Annotated in this window: 17 protein-coding genes, 1 tRNA gene and 1 pseudogene; 9 read left to right on the forward strand and 10 right to left on the reverse strand. The window is 71.6% G+C overall.

Annotation, left to right across the window (positions count from 1 at the left end):
* Nucleotides 1–2 precede the first annotated feature (2 nt).
* The 5 genes and pseudogenes from ACF08B_RS33755 to ACF08B_RS33775 form a co-directional block, all read right to left on the reverse strand.
* Nucleotides 3–1295, reverse strand: a complete 1293-nt coding sequence (locus tag ACF08B_RS33755; protein WP_392320865.1) for a homoserine dehydrogenase — start codon at nucleotides 1293–1295, stop codon at nucleotides 3–5.
* Between the two features lie 159 nt (nucleotides 1296–1454).
* Nucleotides 1455–2846 (reverse strand): diaminopimelate decarboxylase, encoded by a 1392-nt coding sequence (lysA, locus tag ACF08B_RS33760; RefSeq protein ID WP_392320866.1) that lies wholly within the window; start codon nucleotides 2844–2846, stop codon nucleotides 1455–1457.
* A gap of 54 nt (nucleotides 2847–2900) precedes the next feature.
* A complete protein-coding gene (locus ACF08B_RS33765; protein WP_392320896.1) occupies nucleotides 2901–3626 on the reverse strand; it encodes a DALR anticodon-binding domain-containing protein in 726 nt (241 codons plus the stop codon).
* A gap of 78 nt (nucleotides 3627–3704) precedes the next feature.
* Nucleotides 3705–4418: pseudogene (gene nrtL, locus ACF08B_RS33770) on the reverse strand (ArgS-related anticodon-binding protein NrtL); the annotation flags it as partial.
* Nucleotides 4419–4646: 228 nt separating this feature from the next.
* A complete protein-coding gene (locus ACF08B_RS33775; protein ID WP_392320867.1) occupies nucleotides 4647–5306 on the reverse strand; it encodes a PleD family two-component system response regulator in 660 nt (219 codons plus the stop codon).
* A gap of 60 nt (nucleotides 5307–5366) precedes the next feature.
* On the opposite strand from ACF08B_RS33775, the gene ACF08B_RS33780 reads away from it, so the two are divergent.
* The 4 genes from ACF08B_RS33780 (at nucleotide 5367) to ACF08B_RS33795 (ending at nucleotide 10734) form a co-directional block, all read left to right on the forward strand.
* Nucleotides 5367–5438: transfer RNA gene (locus ACF08B_RS33780), tRNA-Arg, on the forward strand.
* 642 nt (nucleotides 5439–6080) lie between these two features.
* Nucleotides 6081–6317 (forward strand): hypothetical protein, encoded by a 237-nt coding sequence (locus ACF08B_RS33785; RefSeq protein WP_392320868.1) that lies wholly within the window; start codon nucleotides 6081–6083, stop codon nucleotides 6315–6317.
* Between the two features lie 1654 nt (nucleotides 6318–7971).
* Complete coding sequence (locus ACF08B_RS33790) at nucleotides 7972–8184, forward strand: hypothetical protein (protein WP_392320869.1); 213 nt, start codon at nucleotides 7972–7974, stop codon at nucleotides 8182–8184.
* Nucleotides 8185–8658: 474 nt separating this feature from the next.
* On the forward strand, nucleotides 8659–10734 hold the full coding sequence (locus ACF08B_RS33795; RefSeq protein ID WP_392320870.1) for a hypothetical protein: 2076 nt from the start codon (nucleotides 8659–8661) through the stop codon (nucleotides 10732–10734).
* A 192-nt stretch (nucleotides 10735–10926) separates the two neighbouring features.
* Here ACF08B_RS33795 and ACF08B_RS33800 read toward each other — a convergent pair whose 3' ends face one another.
* The 4 genes from ACF08B_RS33800 to ACF08B_RS33815 form a co-directional block, all read right to left on the reverse strand.
* Complete coding sequence (locus tag ACF08B_RS33800; protein WP_392320871.1) at nucleotides 10927–11508, reverse strand: putative immunity protein; 582 nt, start codon at nucleotides 11506–11508, stop codon at nucleotides 10927–10929.
* Between the two features lie 76 nt (nucleotides 11509–11584).
* The gene (locus tag ACF08B_RS33805; RefSeq protein ID WP_392320872.1) at nucleotides 11585–11905 is read right to left on the reverse strand and encodes a hypothetical protein; all 321 of its coding nucleotides are present in this window, start codon (nucleotides 11903–11905) and stop codon (nucleotides 11585–11587) included.
* Between the two features lie 73 nt (nucleotides 11906–11978).
* On the reverse strand, nucleotides 11979–14117 hold the full coding sequence (locus tag ACF08B_RS33810) for a TerD family protein (RefSeq protein WP_392320873.1): 2139 nt from the start codon (nucleotides 14115–14117) through the stop codon (nucleotides 11979–11981).
* Nucleotides 14118–14273: 156 nt separating this feature from the next.
* On the reverse strand, nucleotides 14274–15434 hold the full coding sequence (locus ACF08B_RS33815; protein WP_392320874.1) for a Ku protein: 1161 nt from the start codon (nucleotides 15432–15434) through the stop codon (nucleotides 14274–14276).
* A gap of 53 nt (nucleotides 15435–15487) precedes the next feature.
* Between ACF08B_RS33815 and ligD the strand changes: the two genes are divergently transcribed.
* Nucleotides 15488–16375 carry a non-homologous end-joining DNA ligase gene (ligD, locus tag ACF08B_RS33820; protein WP_392320875.1) on the forward strand — a complete coding sequence of 296 codons (888 nt, stop codon included), beginning with the start codon at nucleotides 15488–15490 and terminating at the stop codon, nucleotides 16373–16375.
* Between the two features lie 142 nt (nucleotides 16376–16517).
* Here the strand turns inward: ligD and ACF08B_RS33825 are convergent, their stop codons facing one another.
* A complete protein-coding gene (locus ACF08B_RS33825) occupies nucleotides 16518–17321 on the reverse strand; it encodes a nuclease-related domain-containing protein (protein ID WP_392320876.1) in 804 nt (267 codons plus the stop codon).
* A gap of 100 nt (nucleotides 17322–17421) precedes the next feature.
* Between ACF08B_RS33825 and ACF08B_RS33830 the strand changes: the two genes are divergently transcribed.
* From ACF08B_RS33830 to ACF08B_RS33845, 4 genes are all read left to right on the forward strand, one after another.
* Entirely contained in the window at nucleotides 17422–17928 is a 507-nt protein-coding gene (locus ACF08B_RS33830; protein ID WP_392320877.1) for a dual specificity protein phosphatase family protein, read from the forward strand.
* A gap of 126 nt (nucleotides 17929–18054) precedes the next feature.
* On the forward strand, nucleotides 18055–18783 hold the full coding sequence (locus tag ACF08B_RS33835; RefSeq protein ID WP_392320878.1) for a hypothetical protein: 729 nt from the start codon (nucleotides 18055–18057) through the stop codon (nucleotides 18781–18783).
* A complete protein-coding gene (locus ACF08B_RS33840; protein WP_392320879.1) occupies nucleotides 18780–20057 on the forward strand; it encodes an ATP-binding protein in 1278 nt (425 codons plus the stop codon). Before ACF08B_RS33835 ends, ACF08B_RS33840 begins: the two co-directional genes overlap by 4 nt.
* 88 nt (nucleotides 20058–20145) lie before the next feature.
* Complete coding sequence (locus tag ACF08B_RS33845) at nucleotides 20146–20598, forward strand: SH3 domain-containing protein (RefSeq protein ID WP_392320880.1); 453 nt, start codon at nucleotides 20146–20148, stop codon at nucleotides 20596–20598.
* The last annotated feature ends 13 nt before the right edge of the window (nucleotides 20599–20611 follow it).

Raw genomic sequence — 20611 nt, forward strand, 5'->3', positions numbered from 1 at the left:
GGTTACTCTCCTTCAACCCGCATGATGCTGGCGACACCCCGCACGGTGTCGAGCTTGCGCAGCGCCCCGACGGTCCCGCTGAGGGAGGCGTCGGACGCGCGGTGGGTGACGACGACGAGGGAGGCCTCGCCGTCCTTGCCCTGCTGGCGAACCGTATCGATGGACACCCCGTGCTCGGCGAACACGGTCGCGACCTGGGCCAGTACACCCGGTTTGTCCGCGACGTCGAGGCTGATGTGGTAGCGCGTGACGACCTCGCCCATGGGCGAGACCGGCAGAGCTGCGTACGCCGACTCACCGGGCCCCGTTGCGCCGTTGAGTCGGTTGCGGCACACGGCGACGAGGTCGCCGAGCACGGCGGAGGCGGTCGGGGCGCCGCCGGCGCCGGGACCGTAGAACATCAGCTGGCCGGCCGCGTCGGACTCCACGAAGACGGCGTTGTACGCGCCGCGCACGGAGGCGAGCGGGTGGCTCAGCGGGATCATCGCGGGATGCACGCGCGCGGTGACCGACGCACCGTCCTTGGAGCGCTCGCAGATGGCGAGCAGCTTGATGGTGCAGCCCATCTCCTTGGCCGAGCGGAAGTCGGCGGCGGTGACCTCGGTCATGCCCTCGCGGTAGACGTCGTCGAGACGCACGCGGGTGTGGAAGGCGATCCCGGCGAGGATGGCGGCCTTGGCGGCGGCGTCGAAGCCCTCGACGTCAGCGGTCGGGTCGGCCTCGGCGTACCCGAGGGCGGTGGCCTCGTCGAGGGCCTCCTGGTACCCGGCCCCGGTGGAGTCCATCGCGTCGAGGATGAAGTTGGTCGTGCCGTTGACGATGCCGAGCACCCGGTTGACCTTGTCCCCGGCGAGGGACTCGCGCAGCGGGCGGATCAGCGGGATGGCGCCGGCGACGGCCGCCTCGTAGTAGAGGTCCCGGCCGTGCTCGTCGGCGGCCGCGTGCAGGGCGGCGCCGTCCTGGGCGAGCAGGGCCTTGTTGGCGGACACGACCGACGCGCCGTGCTCGAAGGCGGTGGTGATCAGGGACCGGGCGGGCTCGATACCGCCGATGACCTCGACCACCACGTCGATGTCCCCGCGTTTGACGAGAGCGGTGGCGTCGGTGGTCACGAGTGCCGGGTCGATGCCCTCGCGCACCCTGCTCGGGCGCCGCACGGCCACCCCGGCGAGCTCGACCGGGGCGCCGATCCGCTGGGCGAGGTCGTCGGCGTGCGTCGTCATGATGCGCGCCACCTCTGAGCCGACCACTCCACAGCCCAGCAGCGCCACCTTCAGCGGACGCGTACGCATCATCCGACCTCGTTTCCTCATACCGTCTACGGTTGGTCCAGTCTCACTCACCGGACGGGAGTTTCTACCCTTCGTCCGGATCGTGAGACATCTATTTCATTTGTGCAGGGGCGGCAGACCGTAGATCTTCCGCCCCCGAGGTACGACCGGCCCCGGTCGCCGTCACCCGACGTCGAGACGCAGGAGGTCGTCCTCCGTCTCGCGCCGCACGATCACCCGGGCCTCGCCGTCCTTCACGGCGATCACGGGCGGCCGGAGCACGTGGTTGTAGTTGCTCGCCATGGACCGGCAGTACGCGCCGGTGGCCGGCAGGGCGATCAGGTCACCCGGTGCCAGGTCGGCCGGCAGGAACGCGTCCTTGACCACGATGTCCCCGCTCTCGCAGTGCTTGCCGACGACACGCACGAGCATCGGCGCGGCGTCCGAGGTGCGCGAGACCAGGGCGACGCTGTACTCGGCGTCGTACAGCGCGGTCCGGATGTTGTCGGACATGCCGCCGTCGACGGAGACGTACGTCCGCAGCCCCTCCAGCGGCTTCACCGTGCCGACCTCGTACAGCGTGAACGCGGTCGGCCCGACGACGGCACGACCGGGCTCGACGGAGATCCGGGGCGTGCGCAGCCGGGCGGCCTCGCACTCCCGGCCGACGATCTCCGTGAGCGCCTTGGCGATCTCGTGCGGCTCCCGGGGGTCGTCGTCGCTGGTGTAGGCGATGCCGAGGCCGCCACCGAGGTCGATCTCCGGCAGTTCGACGCCGTGCTCGTCACGGATGGCCTTCAGCAGCCCGACGACCCGGTGGGCGGCGACCTCGAACCCGGACATGTCGAAGATCTGCGAGCCGATGTGGGAGTGGATGCCGATCAGTTCGAGCCCGTCCAGCCGCAGCGCCCGCCGCACCGCCTCCGCTGCCTGCCCGCCGGCGAGCGGAATGCCGAACTTCTGGTCCTCGTGCGCGGTCGCGATGAACTCGTGCGTGTGCGCCTCGACGCCGACGGTGATCCGGATCTGGACCTTCTGCCGCTTTCCGAGGGACTGCGCGACATGGGCGACCCGCACGATCTCCTGGAAGGAGTCGAGGACGATGCGTCCCACTCCGGCCTCGACGGCCCGCGTGATCTCCGCGACCGACTTGTTGTTGCCGTGGAAGGCGATCCGGTCGGCGGGCATGCCGGCGGACAGGGCGGTGGCCAGCTCGCCGCCGGAGCACACGTCCAGGTTCAGGCCCTCCTCGTTCAGCCAGCGCACGACGGCGCGCGAGAGGAAGGCCTTCCCGGCGTAGAAGACGTCGGCGTCGGTCCCGAAGGCGGTGCGCCAGGCGCGGGCCCGGGCCCGGAAGTCGGCCTCGTCGAGGATGTACGCGGGGGTGCCGAACTCCTCGGCGAGCCGGTTGACGTCGATCCCGCCGACGCTGACGACGCCGTCGGCGCCGCGCGTGACCGTCTGGGCCCACACCTTGCGGTCGAGGACGTTGAGATCGGCGGGCGGCGCGGAGTAGTGCCCCTCGGGAAGGACGTCGGCGTGGCGGGGCCCGGCGGGGTGCGCGGAACGGCTCATGACGTGACTCTCAGACTCTCTGTATCTCTCCGGGGCTCATGTCTTCACCGGCCCTCAGAGGTGTTCGGGTGCGTCGATGCCGAGCAGGGAGAGGCCGCCGGCCAGCACCGTCCCGGCGGCTTCGGCGAGAGCCAGCCGGGCCCGGTGGGCGGCCGAGGGTTTCTCCTCACCACGGGGAAGCACACAGGGCAGAAACGGCAGCACGGCATCGGCGACGGTGACGAGATGCCGGGCAAGCCGATCCGGGGCGCGATGGGTGGCGGCCACGGCGAGGATGCGGGGGTGATCGGCGAGGGGGGTTTGGAGGGGGGTGGGGGTGGGGGTGCGCTGGGGGTGGGGGGCACCTTGGGCGCCGGGGTGCGGGGGGACGGCGGGGCGGGTGTCGGCCGCCGGGCGGAGGTTGGTGGCGCGATCGGCGTCGGCCGCGGGGCGGGTGTCGGCCGGAGGGTCGGCGGGACCGGCGTACGGCTGGGCACCGTGAGCGATGTGGTCGTCGTCGCGGGCCGTCGATGCCAGGGCGGGGCCGGACTCGGCGGCGATGGCGGGAGCGACGGCGCCTTGGGCGTCGGTGGTGGGAGCGGCGCCGCCTTGGGCGTCGGTGTCGACTGGGGCGCCGGTGTGCGGGGGGACGGCGGGGCGGGTGTCGGCCGCCGGGCGGAGGTTGGTGGCGCGATCGGCGTCGGCCGCGGGGTCGAGGGGACCGCCGTCCGGCCGCCGGGCACCGTGACCGAAGCGGGCGTCACCGTGGCCCGTAGGCTGCGCCATCAACTCTTGCCCCATCGGCTCCTGACACGCCGACTCCTGACCCGCCGACTCCTGACCCGCCGACTCCTGATCCGTCGACTCCTGATCCGTCGACTCCTGAAGCGGGCCCGGCTCGGCGGTGAAGCCGAGGCGGGCGGCGTTGCGGCTGAGGGAGCGGATCCGGGCGTGGGCGTACCGGACGCGGAAGAGGGGGTTGCTCTCGCGCTGGACCAGGTGATCGGCGGTGATGCGGGGCCGGTCGTGGGGTGCGGGGTGGAGGAGGGCCCACTGGGCGGCGTCGGGACCGAGTGGCGCGGGGTCCTCGGGGGCCGGCACGGGCCGCAGATTGACGGGCTCGCCGTGCTCGACGGTGGCCCGTCCGCCCTGGGTGGCGACGATCCGTACGACCGCGTCGGCGACGACCTCGGCCCGCACCTCGTACGGCACCCGGAGCGCCACGACCTCCCCGGCGAGGGCGTCACCGTGCCCGTACTCGGTACCGCGGGACCGGATCTCCCGCACGAGGGCGGTGAGGACGTCGGCCTGGCCGTCGAGGCTGATGTTGAGGAAGCCGGGCCCGGTTACGACGACGTCCCGGACACCGTCGGCGCCGGCGAGATGGGGCCGCAGGATCTCGGCCACGCGCCGCGGGGGCTGCCCGGCCGGCCGGGCGAGCTGCAGGGCGATGTTGGTGGCGAAGTCCCCGCACCCGCCGGGCCCCGGCTCGGTCACCAGGGCACGTTCGGGCACGGTCACGTCCAGCTCCCCGCCGTCGACGGCACGACGCACCGCGTGCAAGACGGTGCGGGAGAGCTCGACGGGGGTCACGGGACAAGCGTAGGGGAGGAGGGGGGTGGGTAGGCGAGGCGGCTCAACCTGCGGACGGTACGGGTCGCGGCGCGGCCAACGGGGGCGTGTGACCTGCGGCCTTCCATGGAGGCGGCAGAGGGGGTCTCGCGTCCACCAGGCCCGCGGGGCTCGTCGGGCTCGTCTCCCGATGCGGGTACCGCCGACTGGAAACGATGCGCGCAACCAACGGCGACGGCGACAGCTGCTCTAACCGCCGAAGGGAACTTCGTCCGGGACACCGTCGACGTCACGGCTCACACCGTTGCCGTCGGAATCAGCACCGCCGTCATCGTCCCCACCGTTGCCGGCTTCCGCCTCGGGACCGGTCCCATCCTGACCGTGACGCCTGTGTCCTTCCCTCCCCTGCCCGTTCTGCTGATGCCCGTCACGGCGCCCGATCAAGTCCTTGACGAGGCGTACGAGCTCGGCGGGTTCGAAGGGCTTGGCGAGAAACGCGTCCACGCCGACGTCGAGGCCGGTCTCGACCTCGTACTGCGTGCAGGCGCTGATGATGGCGAGGGGAAGGTGGTGCGTACGGGGGTCGGCACGGAGCCGAGCGGCGGTGCGCAGCCCGTCGAGGCGGGGCATGACGACGTCGAGGGTCACGAGGTCGGGGCGTACCTGATGCACCACGTCCAGACACTCGGCACCATCGGCCGCGGTCACGACCTCGAGCCCTTCCAGCTCAAGGTTGACCCTGATCAGCTGCCGGATGACCTTGTTGTCGTCCACAACAAGCACCCGACCCGACACGCCTGGCACAACTCGAGAGTAGGTCCGCGCCGGCCACCGCGTCCGGGTTTTGCCCACTTCCACCCCGTACAGGGGACCGCCTCCACCGACCCGTCGAAACGGATTCCTGATCATCCCCGCGGACCTGCTAGTGTTCTACCCGTCGCCGCGAGCGAGCAGCTCAGCAGCCGACACGCCCCCGTAGCTCAGGGGATAGAGCAACGGCCTCCGGAGCCGTGTGCGCAGGTTCGAATCCTGCCGGGGGCACTCGTCCAGGATCAGCAGAAACCGCGCGCTGACCAGGGCGGATGCCGACGAAAGAGGGCGGGAGTCAGTCTCACTGACTCCCGCCCTCTCCTGTTGTCTCTCACTATCCGCGCACCGTCTGGGATGCACGCGACACACCTCCGACACGCTCACGCGCTCCTCACGAGCAGGGCACACCTGACGACGTCGGGGGCTCTGCGGAAGCATGTGGACATGCCCAAACCGCAGAGCTTCACAGCGTGGTTAATGACCTAAACCGATCGAAACAGAGGCATCGGCGACCTCGCCGGCGATCTCGCTGATAATCCCGACTGGCCCTCACGGAAAGGGCGGTCGGGCAGCACGCCTACCTCGAAGAGTGCGGCGCCATCCCAGCCGCCATCGAGATGTTCGAAGACGCCCGGGTTCGATACGAGGCGTACCGGGCGGCGCTAGGCGATGCGTGAGCCGACAGCGCGGGCCAACGGGACTTTCGGACACTCGCTGCACCTCTAGGGCTACGGCCTGTCCGAAGGGTCGCGTCACCGACCTCGCACGCGACAGCAATGTCACCCGAACGGCCTAACCTGACGTGTCACCCACATGGATGAACATCAAGCTTGGTGGTGTCCCAACCGAGGCAATCCGTGAAAGGCGAACCAAATGCACATTCGACGAATCCTCGCCGCCGTCATCGCCACGGCAGCCCTCGCCGGACTCGGCCTCACAGGCGCCGCCACCGCAACCGCCACGACCGCCACCGCCACAACCGCCACCCCCGCCAGCCTCACCCCGGGTGAGTGCGAGCAGGGCGGCGGAACGGTCGATCGGTCGACCACGTCCGCGGCCGGGCTCCCGACCTGCAAGGGCGGCAAGTTCAACGGGCAGGATGTCGACTAAACCCCACTAGGCGCCCTGCAGCCACGCGCTGCGGGGCGCTCCCTCGCGAGCGTAGCCGGGAGAGCCGCAGGTACGTGCCGACCCATAAGGGCGGTCCGAATCTCCCGCACCACCCTCGCAGCGCGATGACACGGAGCGCTATGCAGCGTCTCCGTCCTTCCCATGCCCTTGTGATCTTCTGTGATCTTCGCGTTGGCGGCTTCCTCGTGGCCGTCGATGCACCCGTGGTAGCGCCGGTGGATCGCCTCGGGAGAGTTGCCGACCTGCCGGGCAACCTCAGCGATCGGTACCCCAGCGTTCAGCCACCGCCTGATGCATGCGTGCCGCAGGTCGTAGGGGCGCCCGGCCAACGGCGAGTCGACGCGCTCGGGCGGGAGCGCATACTCCCGCGCTTTCTCCCACACCCGCCAATAGGTGTATAAGCGCCACCAGGACGGGCGGGATAGGCACCGGTCGGTCGCTCTTCGGCCTCCCTCGCCTTCAGCCCGCGGCGGTCGTGACGCTCCCCGGAATCGGTCCACTGTTTCCCGGAGACGGGACGCCTCTCCCGGAGCGTCAGCGTGCCCCATCCTTCGTCCGGGAGGTGGCAGTCAGGCCGCCTCAGCCGGACGCAAGCGGGCGTAGCACAGGACCGCGTGGAAGGCCACCAGACGCCTCCCACGGCACCGATCCCACGACCCGGCGCAGGAATCTGCCGCGAGCAACTGACGGGCCTGTAGGGCGTTCACGAGTACGCGACGGTCCACCACGTCATTGGAGCCGACGTGCTGACGGCGGGCGCGCTGAAGCGGGTTCTCCGAGAGCTTCGATGCCAAGTGCCGGAGCCACAGCCGTACCTACGTCCTGAAGAAGTACTACCGTCAGGTGCCCGTCGGGCCGCCCACCTCCACACCCTGCGCTGCGGCACGAGCGCATGGGGCTGGAAGCACATCAAGCTGCGGCACGGTTGGGACAGCGCGATGGACCGGAAAGTCGGCGCCGCCATCGGGTCCGGTGACCCCAATGGCCGTGGTGGCTACTCCACCTATACCGATCAGTGTCCGCGAGTGGAGAAGTTCCGCACCATCCTCGGTACTCCGGGCGGCAACAACCACCTCCTGACCGCCTACAAGTTCGACCAGCCGGCCTTCGTCGGCCCTGTTGCCTGCTAGATGCCGTGCTGCGGCGCGGGCCGAGGTGAAAGGTGGATGATCTCCCGTGGTCTGGACGACAATCCCGGGTGGATGTGCTCACCTCGCCCACGCCTCCTCCCGACCGGCTACGGCAGCTCGTCCACCTCGTGCATGCGCATCTGGACGAGTGGTGGGACACGAAGGGGTACAACCGGCGGTCGGCGAAGTTGGGGCGGCGACTTCCTGACCAGGGACAGTGCTCCGGCCTCGCCGTACAGAGGCGACGCTCAGAGGCGACGCTTGCAGAGCCGGTCGCACCGAGGGTGCCCAGGCGGGCCGCGGTGACTACTGGTCCCGTCGGGCTCTGCCGGCGCCTCGGCCACCGCCGCCTCGTCGCGCAGGAGAGCTACGGCAGATGGCTCTCGGCCCGAGGGGTCGGCCCCCGGCAGGGCCGCTTGCCGGCGCCTGCCGGCACCGCTCCGGGGCATCCCCCCTGTCTTCGCCTGGTGGCGGCAGGCTAGGCGGGACGGTGCAGGCACCCCGTGCGGGCCGCTCTCGCCGAGAAGGACGCCGCCCCCGGTGCCTCGAGCGCGGTCATGACAGGTGGCTTTCGGTCCTACCGGCGGTTCTTCGGGTTCGTCGGCGGTGCTGTCTCGGTCGTACCAGTCGACGCCCTGACCGACGGCCGGCTGCGCGTCGTCCTGTTGTGGATCATCGTGCCGCTGCTGGTCGTCGCCCTGTCCATCCTTGCTTGACTTCCGTCAGGCCCTCGAAGCGCGATCAATGGCAGGGGCATGAGCGGCCTATGGCCGGCGTCACTTGTCACCGAGAGAAACCCCCCGCTCACTCGGCCTCACACGTGGGGAAACGAGCCCGTGCAGTGCGTGTGAAAATTGGGCGACCGGGGCGTCGAGATCGGCGGCAGGCGGTCGCGGTGACGAAATTCTCCCTCCTGGGACCGTGGCCGGGACGGCGTCGCGTCTGACCAGGCATGCAGCCGATCGGCGGGGGTAAGCGGGGGCTGCGTGGCCGTAGTTGTGGAGGCTGCTCGGAACCGGCCATTCATGGGTTCCGTCTCACCCAGAGTGCCAAGAACGCGACGATGCAGGTAAAGTCCGACCACCTTCTAGATGAACATCCGTACGCATCGGCTTGCGGCTCGCGGCCATCCCAATCGCGCCCGTCAGCAGTCAGTGCCCGTGGATGTTGAGTTGCCTGGAGCCCGCTAAGTGTCAGCGTCCCCCCCTTCCGCTCGGTTGCGCGCCGCAGCGGTACGCCTCTTCCTGCCGACGGTGATCGCCCTGTCGTTCGCCGCTCAGGCGGCAGGTGCGCTCCTCCCCAGCGTCCCCCTGCTCGTGGCCTCCACCGCTGTCGGACTGGCGGCGGACCTCGCTCTGCACCGGTGGCAGCGGGGCATGGCCACGACTCTCGGGAAGCTGCATGCGACCGTGACCGTGCGCCAGGCAGTGCGTGATCTTCTGCTCGTGACCGGCCTGATCCGAATAGAGGACCAGGACTACGAGACGAAGTACATGGCTCTCGCCTGCGGTCTCCTGATCTTCTACGCCCTGCACTTCGCGTCGCAGGCCCTGGCGATCGTCGTACGGCGCAGCCGCACCCTGCCGATCCTGACCCGGAACATCGACGCCTCGCCCCTGCGGCTGAGCCCCGCTCCCCCGGCGCTGCTGATGCGCCGCTCCGGGCAGCGGCTCCTGGTGTTCGGTCTGCCCGCGACGGCCGGCCTGCTGGTCGCCGCCGTCGCCGACTCGGGCCGGGCGGCCGCCGCGGGCATCACGCTGTCCGCCGTCCTCGCGCTGGCGGCCATCGTCGTGCTGGCGGTCCGGCTGCGGACGAGCCGCAAGCCGGTGACGAGCGAGGAGGCGCTGGAGTGGTTCGAGTCCTGGATCGCGGAGTACCAGCCGACCGTGGGCATGTACTTCTCCGGCGGCACGAGCTCCGCCTACCAGGCGAACATGTGGCTGGAGCCGCTGGCCCGGCTGGAGGGCCGCCCGCTGATCGTGCTGCGTGAGCGCTTCATGATGCGCAAGATCGCGTCCACGGACATCCCGATCGTGTGCCTGCCGAAGGTCGCGGACGTGATGCGGCTGGAGCAGTCCACGCTGAAGATGCTGATCCACCCGTCGAACTCGGGCAAGACCTCGCAGGTGCTGCGGATCCCCACGATCAAGCACGCCTTCGTCAACCACGGCGAGAGCGACAAGCTGTCCAGCTGCAACCCGTACGCGAAGGCGTACGACGAGGTGTGGGTGGCCGGCCCCGCGGCGCGCGAGCGGTACGCCCTGGCCGGCGTGGGCGTCGACGACAAGGACATCGTGGAGATCGGGCGCCCGCAGCTCGACGTGATCAAGCCGTACGCCGGTGCACCGACGGGCTCGTACACCACGGTTCTCTACGCCCCCACGTGGGAGGGCTGGGACGGCAACCCCGGCAACACCTCGATCATCGAGGCGGGCGAGAACATTGTCCGCTCGCTGCTGGCCGACCCGGGCGTCCGGCTCGTCTACAAGCCGCACCCGCTGACCGGCTCGGTCGAGCCCCGCGCGGGAGCCGCGAACATCCGGATCCAGGAGATGATCCGCGCCGCCGGCGCGACCCGTGCCACGGAGCACGCGAACGAGCGCCCCGCCGCCTCCGCCGCGGCCGAGCTGGAGCGGCGGACCGCCGAGCTGGAGCGACTGACCACGTCCACGTTCCGGGACAGCGCGGACGACGCCGAGCGGATGCTGCTCCAGGCGGTGCCGGAGACCGGCCGGGCCGCGGCGGTGGCCGCCGCGACCGCCGCGTGGGAGACCGCGTACTGGGACTCGTTCCCGGCGTGGGAGCACCTGATCATCACCGACGCGCGGCCGAACGTCTACGCCTGCTTCAACGTGGCCGACCTGCTGATCAGCGACGTCTCCAGCGTGATCTCGGACTACCTGGCGAGCGAGAAGCCGTACGCGGTCACCAACACCAGCGGTCTGCCGGAGCGGGACTTCCGCACCACCTTCCCGACCGTGCGCGCGGGCGCCGTCCTCACTCCGGACGCCTCCGGCATGCCGGCGCTGCTGGAGTCCGTGCGGAACCCGGAGAACGACCCGTACGCGGCCGCCCGCACCGAGCTCAAGGAGCACCTGCTCGGTCCGTCCGACCCGCCGTCGGTCGTCCGCTTCAACGACGCCTCCCGTGCGCTGTGCGCGAAGGCCGAGGAGCACCGCGCGGGTATGGCGGTGCGGGCGCTCATGGCGATCCCCAGCCAGCGGGACGCCGAGTCGCCGGCCGACAACGAGCACGTCAAGGGCTGACCGCCCGACCGTTGACAGGGCGTGTACGCCGGCACCAGCCGGTGGCCCCCGGAGCAGCGGCTGCCGTACCGATCGGGTGCGGCGGCCGTGCGCTTCGGGGGCCGTTCCGTTTCCGCGGTGCTCGGCCGTGCTGGGGCCCCTCGCCTCAGCATGCGGTGCGGTGCGGTGCGCCGCGGCGGCGGAGCGTCGGCCTCAGGCGCGGAGTGCGGTGTCCAGGTCGCGGATGAGTTCTCCCACCCGGCCTCCCCCGGGAGGTGCGGCGGGCAGGCGGCCCAGCACCGCGGTGACAGCCGGTGGAGCGTGGTGGCGCGCCCATTCGAGGGTCTGTCCGGTGGCCCCTTGGCCTTCTCCGGACAGCAGCTCCTCGGCCCGTGCCGCGTGCGCTGCCGCGCCGAGGATGTGTTTCACCTGGTGAGCGCTGGCCTTGGGGTGCAGGTACGCGGCAGCGGCCGCGTGGCTCGCCGCCCGCGCCGCGTCGGCCGCGGCCGCTCTGCCGGGCACGTCCCCGGCGACGCCACCCGCCGCTTCACCGGTCACTTCGCCCGCCGCTTTGTACGCCGCCCAGCCGCACGTCCGCAGTGCTTGCGTGCGCCGGCCGCCGTCGGCGAAGGCCTGCGCGGCCTCTACGGCGTCTCGGGGGCGGGAGTCGTCGGGGAGACTCCGCTCGAAGATCGACAGCACTCTGCGCGCACACTCCGCAGCGAAGCCCGTGATCTCCTGGAGTTCCTCTGTGCTGAGCTCGATGGTGTCCGGCTCGGTCGGCTTGGCTGGCATGGCTCCAGCCTGTCGAAGGCCGCCGATCACGGCCGCGCTCTTCCGCGTCATTTCCCGGCCGCTCCCCTGTGCAGCGTCAGCTCCCGGCGTCCCCTCTTCCGAGGCGCCAGGCCACGACGTCGAAGACCCGCAGCAGAGTCGTGTCGGCTTCATCGACGCCGACCTGGAACGCCAGAAGGAGGTCTGGACCGTCCTCGCCTCCCACGCGCCGGCCGTTCAGTTCGTTCGGCCCGCTGCCCGTAGCGAGGCGGTCGTAGGCGGGACAGGCGTGGACGGGGCCCTTGCCGAGAGTCGCGGCCTCCCGGTTGGCCGTCTCGTCGGAGTAGTCCTTGATCCAGAAGGCCGCCTTCTCGATGTCGACCCGGCGGCCACCGACATGGATGTGGTTGTCGGTCATGCTCCCTGCTCGCTCGGTGAGGGGCCGGCGGCCGAGCGTCGGGCGCGTCGGCCGCCGGGACGGGTCGCGGGTGTCAGCCGGTCGGCGTCGCTTCCCTGGAGGGTGTGCGGCGAGGTGTCGGGCGGTCCAGGTGGGCCACCACGGTGGTGTAGAAGCGGTGCACCGCGTCGTCGACGCTGCGGATGAAGCCGGTCTCGGCGTTGCCGCGGCTGCTTCCCATGCCCTTGAGCAGGGACAGGCGGAAGCCGGTGATGCGGCCGGCGCCGTCCTTCGGCAGCAGGTCCGCGGGTTCGGGACGGAGCCGTTCGAGCGTGCCCCGGGGACCGCTCGTCTCGCCCTCGACGAGGGTCTCGATGTGGAGGTCCGCCGGCGCCTCGGCCAGGGTCCGGATGAGCCGTTTCGCCCAGGAGAGGGGGTAGCCCTGCTCGGGTGCCGGGATCGCGAGGGACGTACGCAGTCTGCCGGTCCGGAGATCCGCGGTGACCGCCAGCACGCCGGGCGTGCCCTCGATGCGCAGTTCCGCCTCGAGCCGGCCGTCGGCGCAGAGCTGCTCGGCGAGAAGGCTCCGGCGCGCTCCGGGGTCCGTCCCCCGCTTCGCGCGCTGGACGGGCAGCACCTTCTGTCCCAGTTCGCCGCCCAGCCCGAGACAGACCTGGCGGATCAGCCGCTCCCAGCTCTGCACGACCTCCAGGGCGCGCGGGTCCCCCTGGCACAGGGTCTCGTCGTCGATGCCGTTGCGTACGGGGACCCAGGCCGGGCCCATGTTCTGGAAGCCGTGGCAGCCGGAGTTCTCGTGCTGCAGGTAGTGCAGGAGCTCCTGGAGGAGCCAGGCGTGCGCCGCGTTGCCGACACCCTCGTGCCGGATCAGCATCTGTGCCTGGTGGGCGACCTCGGCCCAGGACAGGTGCCGGAGCGCGACCTTGTGCTTGCGCCGCTTGTCGATCTTGACGTCGACGAGCGGGCTGCCCTCCAGGGCGACGTCGTTCGACAGCGTGATCACGGCCTCGTAGCCGCGGCGCGCGGCGATGTCCATGTACGCCTGCACCTGCTCCGTCCTGAGGGCGTTCCCGTTGGTCTTCGTCTCGACCAGGGCCGTCCACAGCTTCCCGGCACGCTCGACGCGGATCACTCCGTCGGGGCGTCGCGGTGAGTCACCGTGCGGGAGGCTGACCTCGGTGAACGTCTCCATGCGTCCTGCGGGCGCTCCGAAGGCCGCGGTGAGTCTCCTGCCGAATTCCGGTACCTGGGCCATCACCGACAGCAGCACCGAGGTGGCCCGCGTCTCGCGGTCGCGGTCGCTCTTCAGCGCCGACACCGGGAAGAGCCGGGCCTCCCTCCAGGACTCGTTCTCGGCCAGGCTCTTCCTGGCCACCTTGGGCAGGGTGACCTTCTTCTTCGCGGTACGCGGCCGGGCGGCCCGCTTCTGCGGCTCGCCGTCCTCGGCGGGCCTGCGAGGGGACGGGACCGCGGTCAGCGGCTCCGGGGAGGTCCCCTCGGCGGCAGGGCCGGCTGCGGGGCCCGACGCCGTGGCCGGGGCGGTCAGGTGTGCCGGATCACCGGTCGCCGCGCTGGGCTGCTCCTCGGCCACCGCCGTACCGGACTCCGGTTCCAGGGCCGCCTGTCCTGCCTCCGGTTCCAGGTCCGCCTGTCCGGCCTCCGCTTCCACCGTCGCCGCGTCGTCCTCGATGTCGACGCCGAAGTCCGTCGCGAGACCGGCGAGGCCGCTGGCGTAGCCCTGGCCCACGGCGCGGAACTTCCATTCCTCCGCACGCCGGTAGAGCTCACCGAAGATGATCGCGCTCACCGAGTCGACGTCGTCGATGGTGAAGCGCAGCAGCTCCTCGCCGGTCCCGTCGGCCAACGAGAGGCGCACGTCCTCCAGTTCGCCGAAGCGCGCTCCGCCATAGCGGCTGGCGGCCACGACGATGCGGTCCACGTCGGCCGGGACCGCGGTGAGGTCGAAGCTGATCCGGTCCTCGCTGCCGTCCTCGGTCGGCGTCTTGCCCAGCAGCTGCACGCTTCCGTCGGCGGCGACCGGGTTGTTGTAGAAGTAGAAGTCGGTGTCGCTGCGGACCTTGCCGTCGGCGTCCAGCAGCAGCACCGAGACGTCCGCGTCGCCTTCGCCGGTCGGGCTCCCCCAGCCCAGGCCGACGATCACCGAACCGACGTCCTCGCTCAACGCCGCCAGAGCGACGTTCGAGCCCTTGATCATTTCTTGCACTGTGCCCCCCAACTGGCGCAAGCCGGGCAGGAATGCGCCCCTCCCCCGGCCGCTTGGAACACGACGCGGTGTGACGCGCCGCACATGGGTAACTGTAATACCCACGGAGTGGCGGGCAGGGGTAAGTCGGGACTTCCCGGCAGAACCTCAGGCCGAGCGTTTGCGGGAGGGTGTCTTCTTCGCCGGCGTCGCCTTCGCCTTCGCCGTCGTCGCCGTCGTCGTCTTCTTCGTCGCCGCCGCCGTCGACTTGGCCGGGTTCCCGGTCGCCCCGGTCCTGGCCGTGCTCTTCGCCGCCGTGTTCTTCGCCGTCGTACTCTTCGCCGTCGTGTTCTTCGCCGTCGTACTCTTCGCCGCCGTGGTCTTCTTCGTGCCCGGTGTCGCCTTGGACGTCGACTTCCTCGCGGGGGCCGGCTTCTTGGCGGCGGCCGTCCTCTTCGTCGTGGACGTCGACTTCTTGCCGCCCGTCTCCTTGGGTGCGGTCCGGCCCCGGGGCAGGGGTCTGACCTCGGCCTCGCCGCCGGCCGCCGGGGCTCCGCGTGACTCCCGTGCGGCCCTGACGCTGTTCTCCAGGGCGGCCATCAGGTCCAGCACCTGCCCCCCGGCCGCCGGCGCGGGGGCCTCCGGTGGGGCCTCGCCGGAGGCCTTCGCCGCGATGACCTCCTCCAGCGCTTCCCGGTACTCGTCGTGCAGGTCGTCCAGGTCGACCTCGCCGAGGGTGTCCATCAGGGCGTCCGCGAGGTCCAGCTCCTTGTCGCGGATGGTGACGTCGGTGTCCGGGGCGACGCCCTCGGGGGTGCGCACCTCGTCCGGCCAGAGCAGGCCGTGCATGACGATGGCCTCGCCGACCACGCGCAGCATGCCGAGGCGCTCGCGGCCGCGCAGCGCGAACTTGGCGATGGCCACCTTGTCGCTGCGCCTGAAGGCCTCGCGCAGGAGGGCGTACGGCTTGGCGGCGGGCGCTCCGCCGGCCGCGAGGTAGTACGCCGAACCCATCTGGAGCGGGTCGATCCGGTCGGCCGGCACGAAGGCGACGATCTCGATCGTGCGGGCGGTGGGGATGGGCAGGTGGGAGAGGTCCTCGTCGGTGATCGGGATGATCGTGCCGTCCGCGTCCTCGTACGCCTTGCCGATCTCGGACTGGCCGACCTCGCGCTCCTCCAGTTCGCAGACCTTGCGGTAGCGGATGCGGCCGTTGTCCTCGGTATGGATCTGGCGGAAGGAGATCGCGTGGCTCTCCGTCGCGTTCACCAGCTTGATCGGGATGCTGACGAGACCGAAGGAAATGGCGCCGTTCCATATCGATCGCACGTGCCGCACCCTTCCTTTCCCGTTTTTCCCTGTTCGTCTGGGATTGTCATCCTATGACGCCTATCACGGAGGTGGAGGGGCGGCGGGTCGCGCTCAGCAACCTGGAGAAGGTGCTGTATCCGGAGACCGGCTTCACCAAGGGGGAGCTGCTGCACTACTACGCGACCACCGCCGGCGCCCTGCTGCCGCATCTGCGCGACCGGGCGGTGTCGTTCCTGCGCTACCCGGACGGTCCGCAGGGCCAGCAGTTCTTCACGAAGAACGTGCCGCCGGGTACGCCCGAGTGGGTCACGACCGCCGGGGTTCCCCGGTCGTCCGCGGACGCCCCGGCGCGGATGGTGGTCCTCCAGGACCTGCCGAGTCTGGTGTGGGCGGCGAACCTGGTCACCGAGTTCCACACGCACCAGTGGCTGGTACAGAGCCCGGACGAGGCGGACCGGCTGGTCTTCGACCTCGATCCGGGCGCTCCGGCGACCGTCGTCCACTGCTGCGAGGTCGCCCTGTGGCTGCGGGAGCGGCTGGCCGCCGACGGGATCGAGGCGTACCCGAAGACGGCCGGGTCGAAGGGCCTGCACCTGCTGGCGGCGGTGCGCGGGGGGTCGTCCGAGCGGACGTCGGAGTACGCGAAGGCGCTGGCGGTGGAGGCGGAGCGGGCGATGCCCCGGCTGGTGGTGCACCGGATGACGAAGAGTCTCAGGCCGGGGAAGGTGTTCGTCGACTGGAGCCAGAACGCGGCCCGCAAGACGACGGCGGCGCCCTACACCCTGCGTGCCCGCCGCGCCCCACTGGTGTCCGCGCCGGTGACCTGGCAGGAGGTCGAGGACTGCCGAGATCCCGCCCGGCTGGACTTCCGGGCGGACGACATCGCTCCGCGCCTCCAGGACCTCGGCGACCTGATGGCTCCCCTGCTGGACCACGACCGGGCGGCACCCCTGCCCTGACCGGCGCTGCGGGCCGAAGAGGAGGCTGGACCTCAGTCCGGAAGGCACCGGAAGGGCATCGGCAGGGCACCGGAAGCACGTCGCGCCCGTCGCGGGTCCCCCAGCCCCGGAGCCCCGAAGCCCGGAACCACCCCCCGCTCCCTCAGACCCTCCCCCAGGTCCCCCGGTCCCTCGCCATCGCGTGCAGCGCTTCCACGTCCGCCGGTTTCAGGACCGCGCCGGTGTGGGCCAGGGTCGGCAGGGACGGGTCCTGGAGGACGCGGACTCCTCGGGGGGCGGTGGTCAGGGTCAGGTCGGCCGGTCCGGCCAGGGCGAGGACCGGGTGGACCTCGGCGGTCAGGGCGTAGGAGGCGCGGTCGGCGCGGGCGCGCAGGTGGCGCAGGACGGGTTCGGGTTCGCGGCGGCCCACGGTGACCATGGGGTCGGCGACCAGCACCCGGCTCTTGCGGGCGTACAGGGCGTGGAGGGCGAAGAGGCCGCCGGGGCCGATCAGCAGGTGGTGGATGCGGTCGCCGCCGGGCAGCGGGACCGAGTGCAGGGTGTGCCAGCCGGCGCCCTCCAGCCGGTCCAGGGCCTCGCCGACGGTCTGCTCGGCGGTCAGGGCGCGCCGGCGGGGGTCGGGGCGCAGCCGGTGGGCGGGTCCGGGGTCGCGGTCGAGGGCGACGAGGAGGGCCTCGCCGGGGCGGTTGGGCGCCAGGTCGTCGTCCGGGTGCAGGGTGAGCCGGGCGAGTTCCGCCGGGGTCGGGACCGGGGGCGGGCCGACGGTCACCGGGCCGGTCAGGAAGGGTTTCAGGGCCGCGAGCACGTCGTCCCCGCGGTCCTCGTCGAGCAGGTCGACCCGGCCGGTCTCGCGGTCGTACCAGGCGACATTGCTTCCGTCCGGGCGGCAGACGTAGATCCGTTCCCGGCCGTGGCGGAAGGCCGGCACCACACGCAGTCCGTTCATGCGCCATCACCCCTCGACCATGGGAACAGGCGGGGTGCTCCCGGGGCAAGAGCGGTTACCTTGGATGACGGCCCTGTGCGAGGGAGTTGGGGAGGCGTCGTTGCGGACCCGCGGAAAGCAGCCCGACGTGCCGGCTCCGGAGCGCCCGTGGAGCGAGATCGTGCCCGGCCTGTGGATGGGCGGGCACGAGTTCCGGGGCCGTTCGGGGCGGCTGGAGTTCGCCGTCGTACGGGACGAGTTCGACGTGGTGCAGTCGCTGCTGCGGCTGCCGGGGTACGGCCCGGATCCGGGCGTCGAGCACCATGTGTGGCCGATACCGGACGGCCCGCTGGACGGGACGCAGCTGGCCGGGGTGATCCGGCTGGCCCGCGCGGTGAACGAGGCGCTGGACTCGGGCCGCCGGGTGCTGGTGCGCTGCTACCACGGGTACAACCGCTCGGGGCTGGTCGTCGCGCACGCCCTGGGGCAGCGCGGCCGGTCGCCCGACGAGGCGATCCAGCTGATCCGGGCCCGGCGCTCGGCGTGGGCACTGCACAACGAGCTGTTCGTGGAGTACCTGCGGGCGGGCCTGTCGACCGTGCGGCTGCTGGAGGAACTGGCCGAGTAGCCTTCTCTCCCAGCACCCCAGCCGGGGAACAAACAGGACTTCCCCAGGCATCTGAGAACACTTCCCTACGAATACACGAATTAAGGTGTACGGGGCTCGTCCGTCCCCTCTGCCCCCAGGAGCACCGTGTCTGCCCGTCGCCCCCTGCGCACCGCCCTCGCCGCGGCCGTCCTCACCCTGCTGTCGGCGACGGCGACCGCCTGCGGGGACACCGGCGGGCTGCAGGGCGCCGGGGCGACCCCGACCGCCGTGAGCCCGGCCAAGCTCTGGCCGGACCTCAGGCCGGCGTCCAGCCCGGCCTACCCGTACGACGTGGCGACCAGGGCGGTCGTGAAGGGGGTGGCGGTGCCCGGGGACGACCTCCGGAAGGTCGATCCGGTGGACGTCGTCGAGGCGGAGATCAAGGCGCATCCGGACGACTACGGCTCGAAGGGCGTGTACCACGCCACGGTGGACCGGATGAAGGAGTGCCGCCCGGGCGGTGACGAGGCGCGGTGTCCGCTGCTGAAGCCGTACTACCGGGACCTGACGGGGGACGGCCGGCGGGACCTGACGCTCGGCTTCCGGCTGTACCCGACCAACCAGACGGCCGTGCGGGTGTACACCGTCGAGCACCACCGGCTGGTGCAGGTGCTGGCCGACAACGACGCGATCATCGGGGTGGAGCTGGCCGGCCGGGAGCTGATCGAGCGCTCCCCGGCGGACATCTCCGGTTACGAGTACCGCACCACCTGGGTGTGGGACCCGCAGGAGCGGGCGATGACGTTCTCCCGTGACGAGTACCTGCACACCGCCGGCGGCCGGCCCGGCCGGAAGCCGTCCCCGTCGGCCAGCCCCTCCGCGAGCGCGCCGTGAGGATCGCGCTGCCCCGGTGGGCCGGGACACTCGCGGTGAAGGCGGCCGTGTTCATCACGGTGATGTGCTGTGCGCTGGCGGCGCTGCTCGGCATGCTCGTGCACGTCTCGGTGACGAACCAGACCGTCGAGCAGGCCCGGGACCTCGCGCTGTCCCGGCTGGAGGACACCACGAAGGCCTTCGAGGCCGGTGACGCGCTGCCGCCGGGCGCCGGGGTGGACCCCGCGGGGCTGCCCGCGTCGCTGCGGGCGCTGGCGGTGGCCGGCCGGCGCGGCACGGTGGTGGACTCGCACCAGGGGCGTCCGATCATGTGGGCGGCGGGTCCGGCGGCCGGGCACCGGGCGCTCGCGGTGGAGGTGGACTACTCGCAGCAGTCCCGCACCATCGCCGGGCTCGACCAGTCGATCCTGTGGTCCTCGGGGCTCGCGATCGGCGCGACCGCGCTGGTGGGCGCGTTCGCGGTGACCCGGGTGACCCGGCGGCTGCACGGCACCGCGCGGGTGGCCCGGCGGATCAGCGGGGGTGACCTGGACGCCCGGGTGAACGATCCCCGTACGAAGGATCCGACCCGGCCGCAGGACGAGGTGGCGGCGGTCGCGGCCGCCCTGGACACGATGGCCTCGACCCTGCAGAGCAAGCTGCTGAGCGAGCAGCGGTTCACCGCGGACGTGGCGCACGAGCTGCGCACCCCGCTGACCGGGCTGCACGCGGCGGCCGAGCTGCTGCCGCCGGGCCGGCCGACGGAGCTGGTCCGGGACCGGGTGGCGGCGCTGCGCACCCTCACCGAGGACCTGCTGGAGATCTCCCGGCTGGACACCGGCCGGGAGAAGCAGGAGGTCGACACCGAGGAACTGGGTGCGCTGGCCGGGCGGGTGGTGCGGGCCTCGGGCACGGACACCGAGGTGCGGATCGTGCGGGACGCTCGGGTGGAGACCGACCGGCGGCGGCTGGAGCGGGTCCTGGGCAACTTGGTGGCCAACGCGCACAAGCACGGCGGCCCTCCGGTGGTGCTGACGGTGGACGGGCCGGTGGTGACCGTGCGGGATCACGGGGACGGCTTCCCGGAGTACCTGGTGGCGCACGGGCCGCAGCGGTTCCGCACGGAGGGCGGGGCCAAGGGGCACGGGCTGGGTCTGACCATCGCGCTCGGGCAGGCGGAGGTGCTGGGGGCGCGGCTCTCGTTCGTGAACGCGGTGGACGGCGGCGCCGTCGCGACGCTGACACTGCCCGCGGAGGGCCAGGGCGCCCACGACCGCCCGAAAGGACCACTGTGACGGGCGCCGGGCAGTCACCGCCCCTAGGGTGGCAATCGGTCAAGATGCGGCAATAGGCCCCCCTTCGCCCGTTTTCCGGAGGTATCCCATGTCCCTGCGTTCCTCCCTCGTCCGCGGACTGGCCATAGCCGCGGCCACCGGCGCCCTGCTGACCGGTGTCGCGGCCGTCCCCGCCGCGGCCGACGACGGCGCGGGCGACGACGGGTCGGGCCTCAACCTGCAGAGCGACAGCGTCCAGGACGGCGGCCTCACCGGTCTCGACGGCCTCACGGGCACGGGCGACTTCGGGAACGGCGGTACGGCCGGCCCGTACCGAGGGGTCGTCACCGCGCGGGGCGGCCTGTGGCTGCTCGACCGGCCGGACCGGGGCAGCCGGCGCGTCCGGTTCGTCCCGGAGGGCGACCCGGTCTCGATCTTCTGCAGGACCACGGGCGACTTCGTGCTCGGCACCCCGGTCTGGTACCTGCTGACGGACGGCACCTGGGCCTGGGGCACGGCCCGCTACATCCGGAACGTCGGGCCCACGCCACGCTGGTGCTAGCGGGCACGGCACA

Origin of the sequence: Streptomyces sp. NPDC015139 (assembly GCF_043079785.1) — a bacterium.
In the GTDB taxonomy this organism is placed as follows: domain Bacteria; phylum Actinomycetota; class Actinomycetes; order Streptomycetales; family Streptomycetaceae; genus Streptomyces; species Streptomyces albidocamelliae.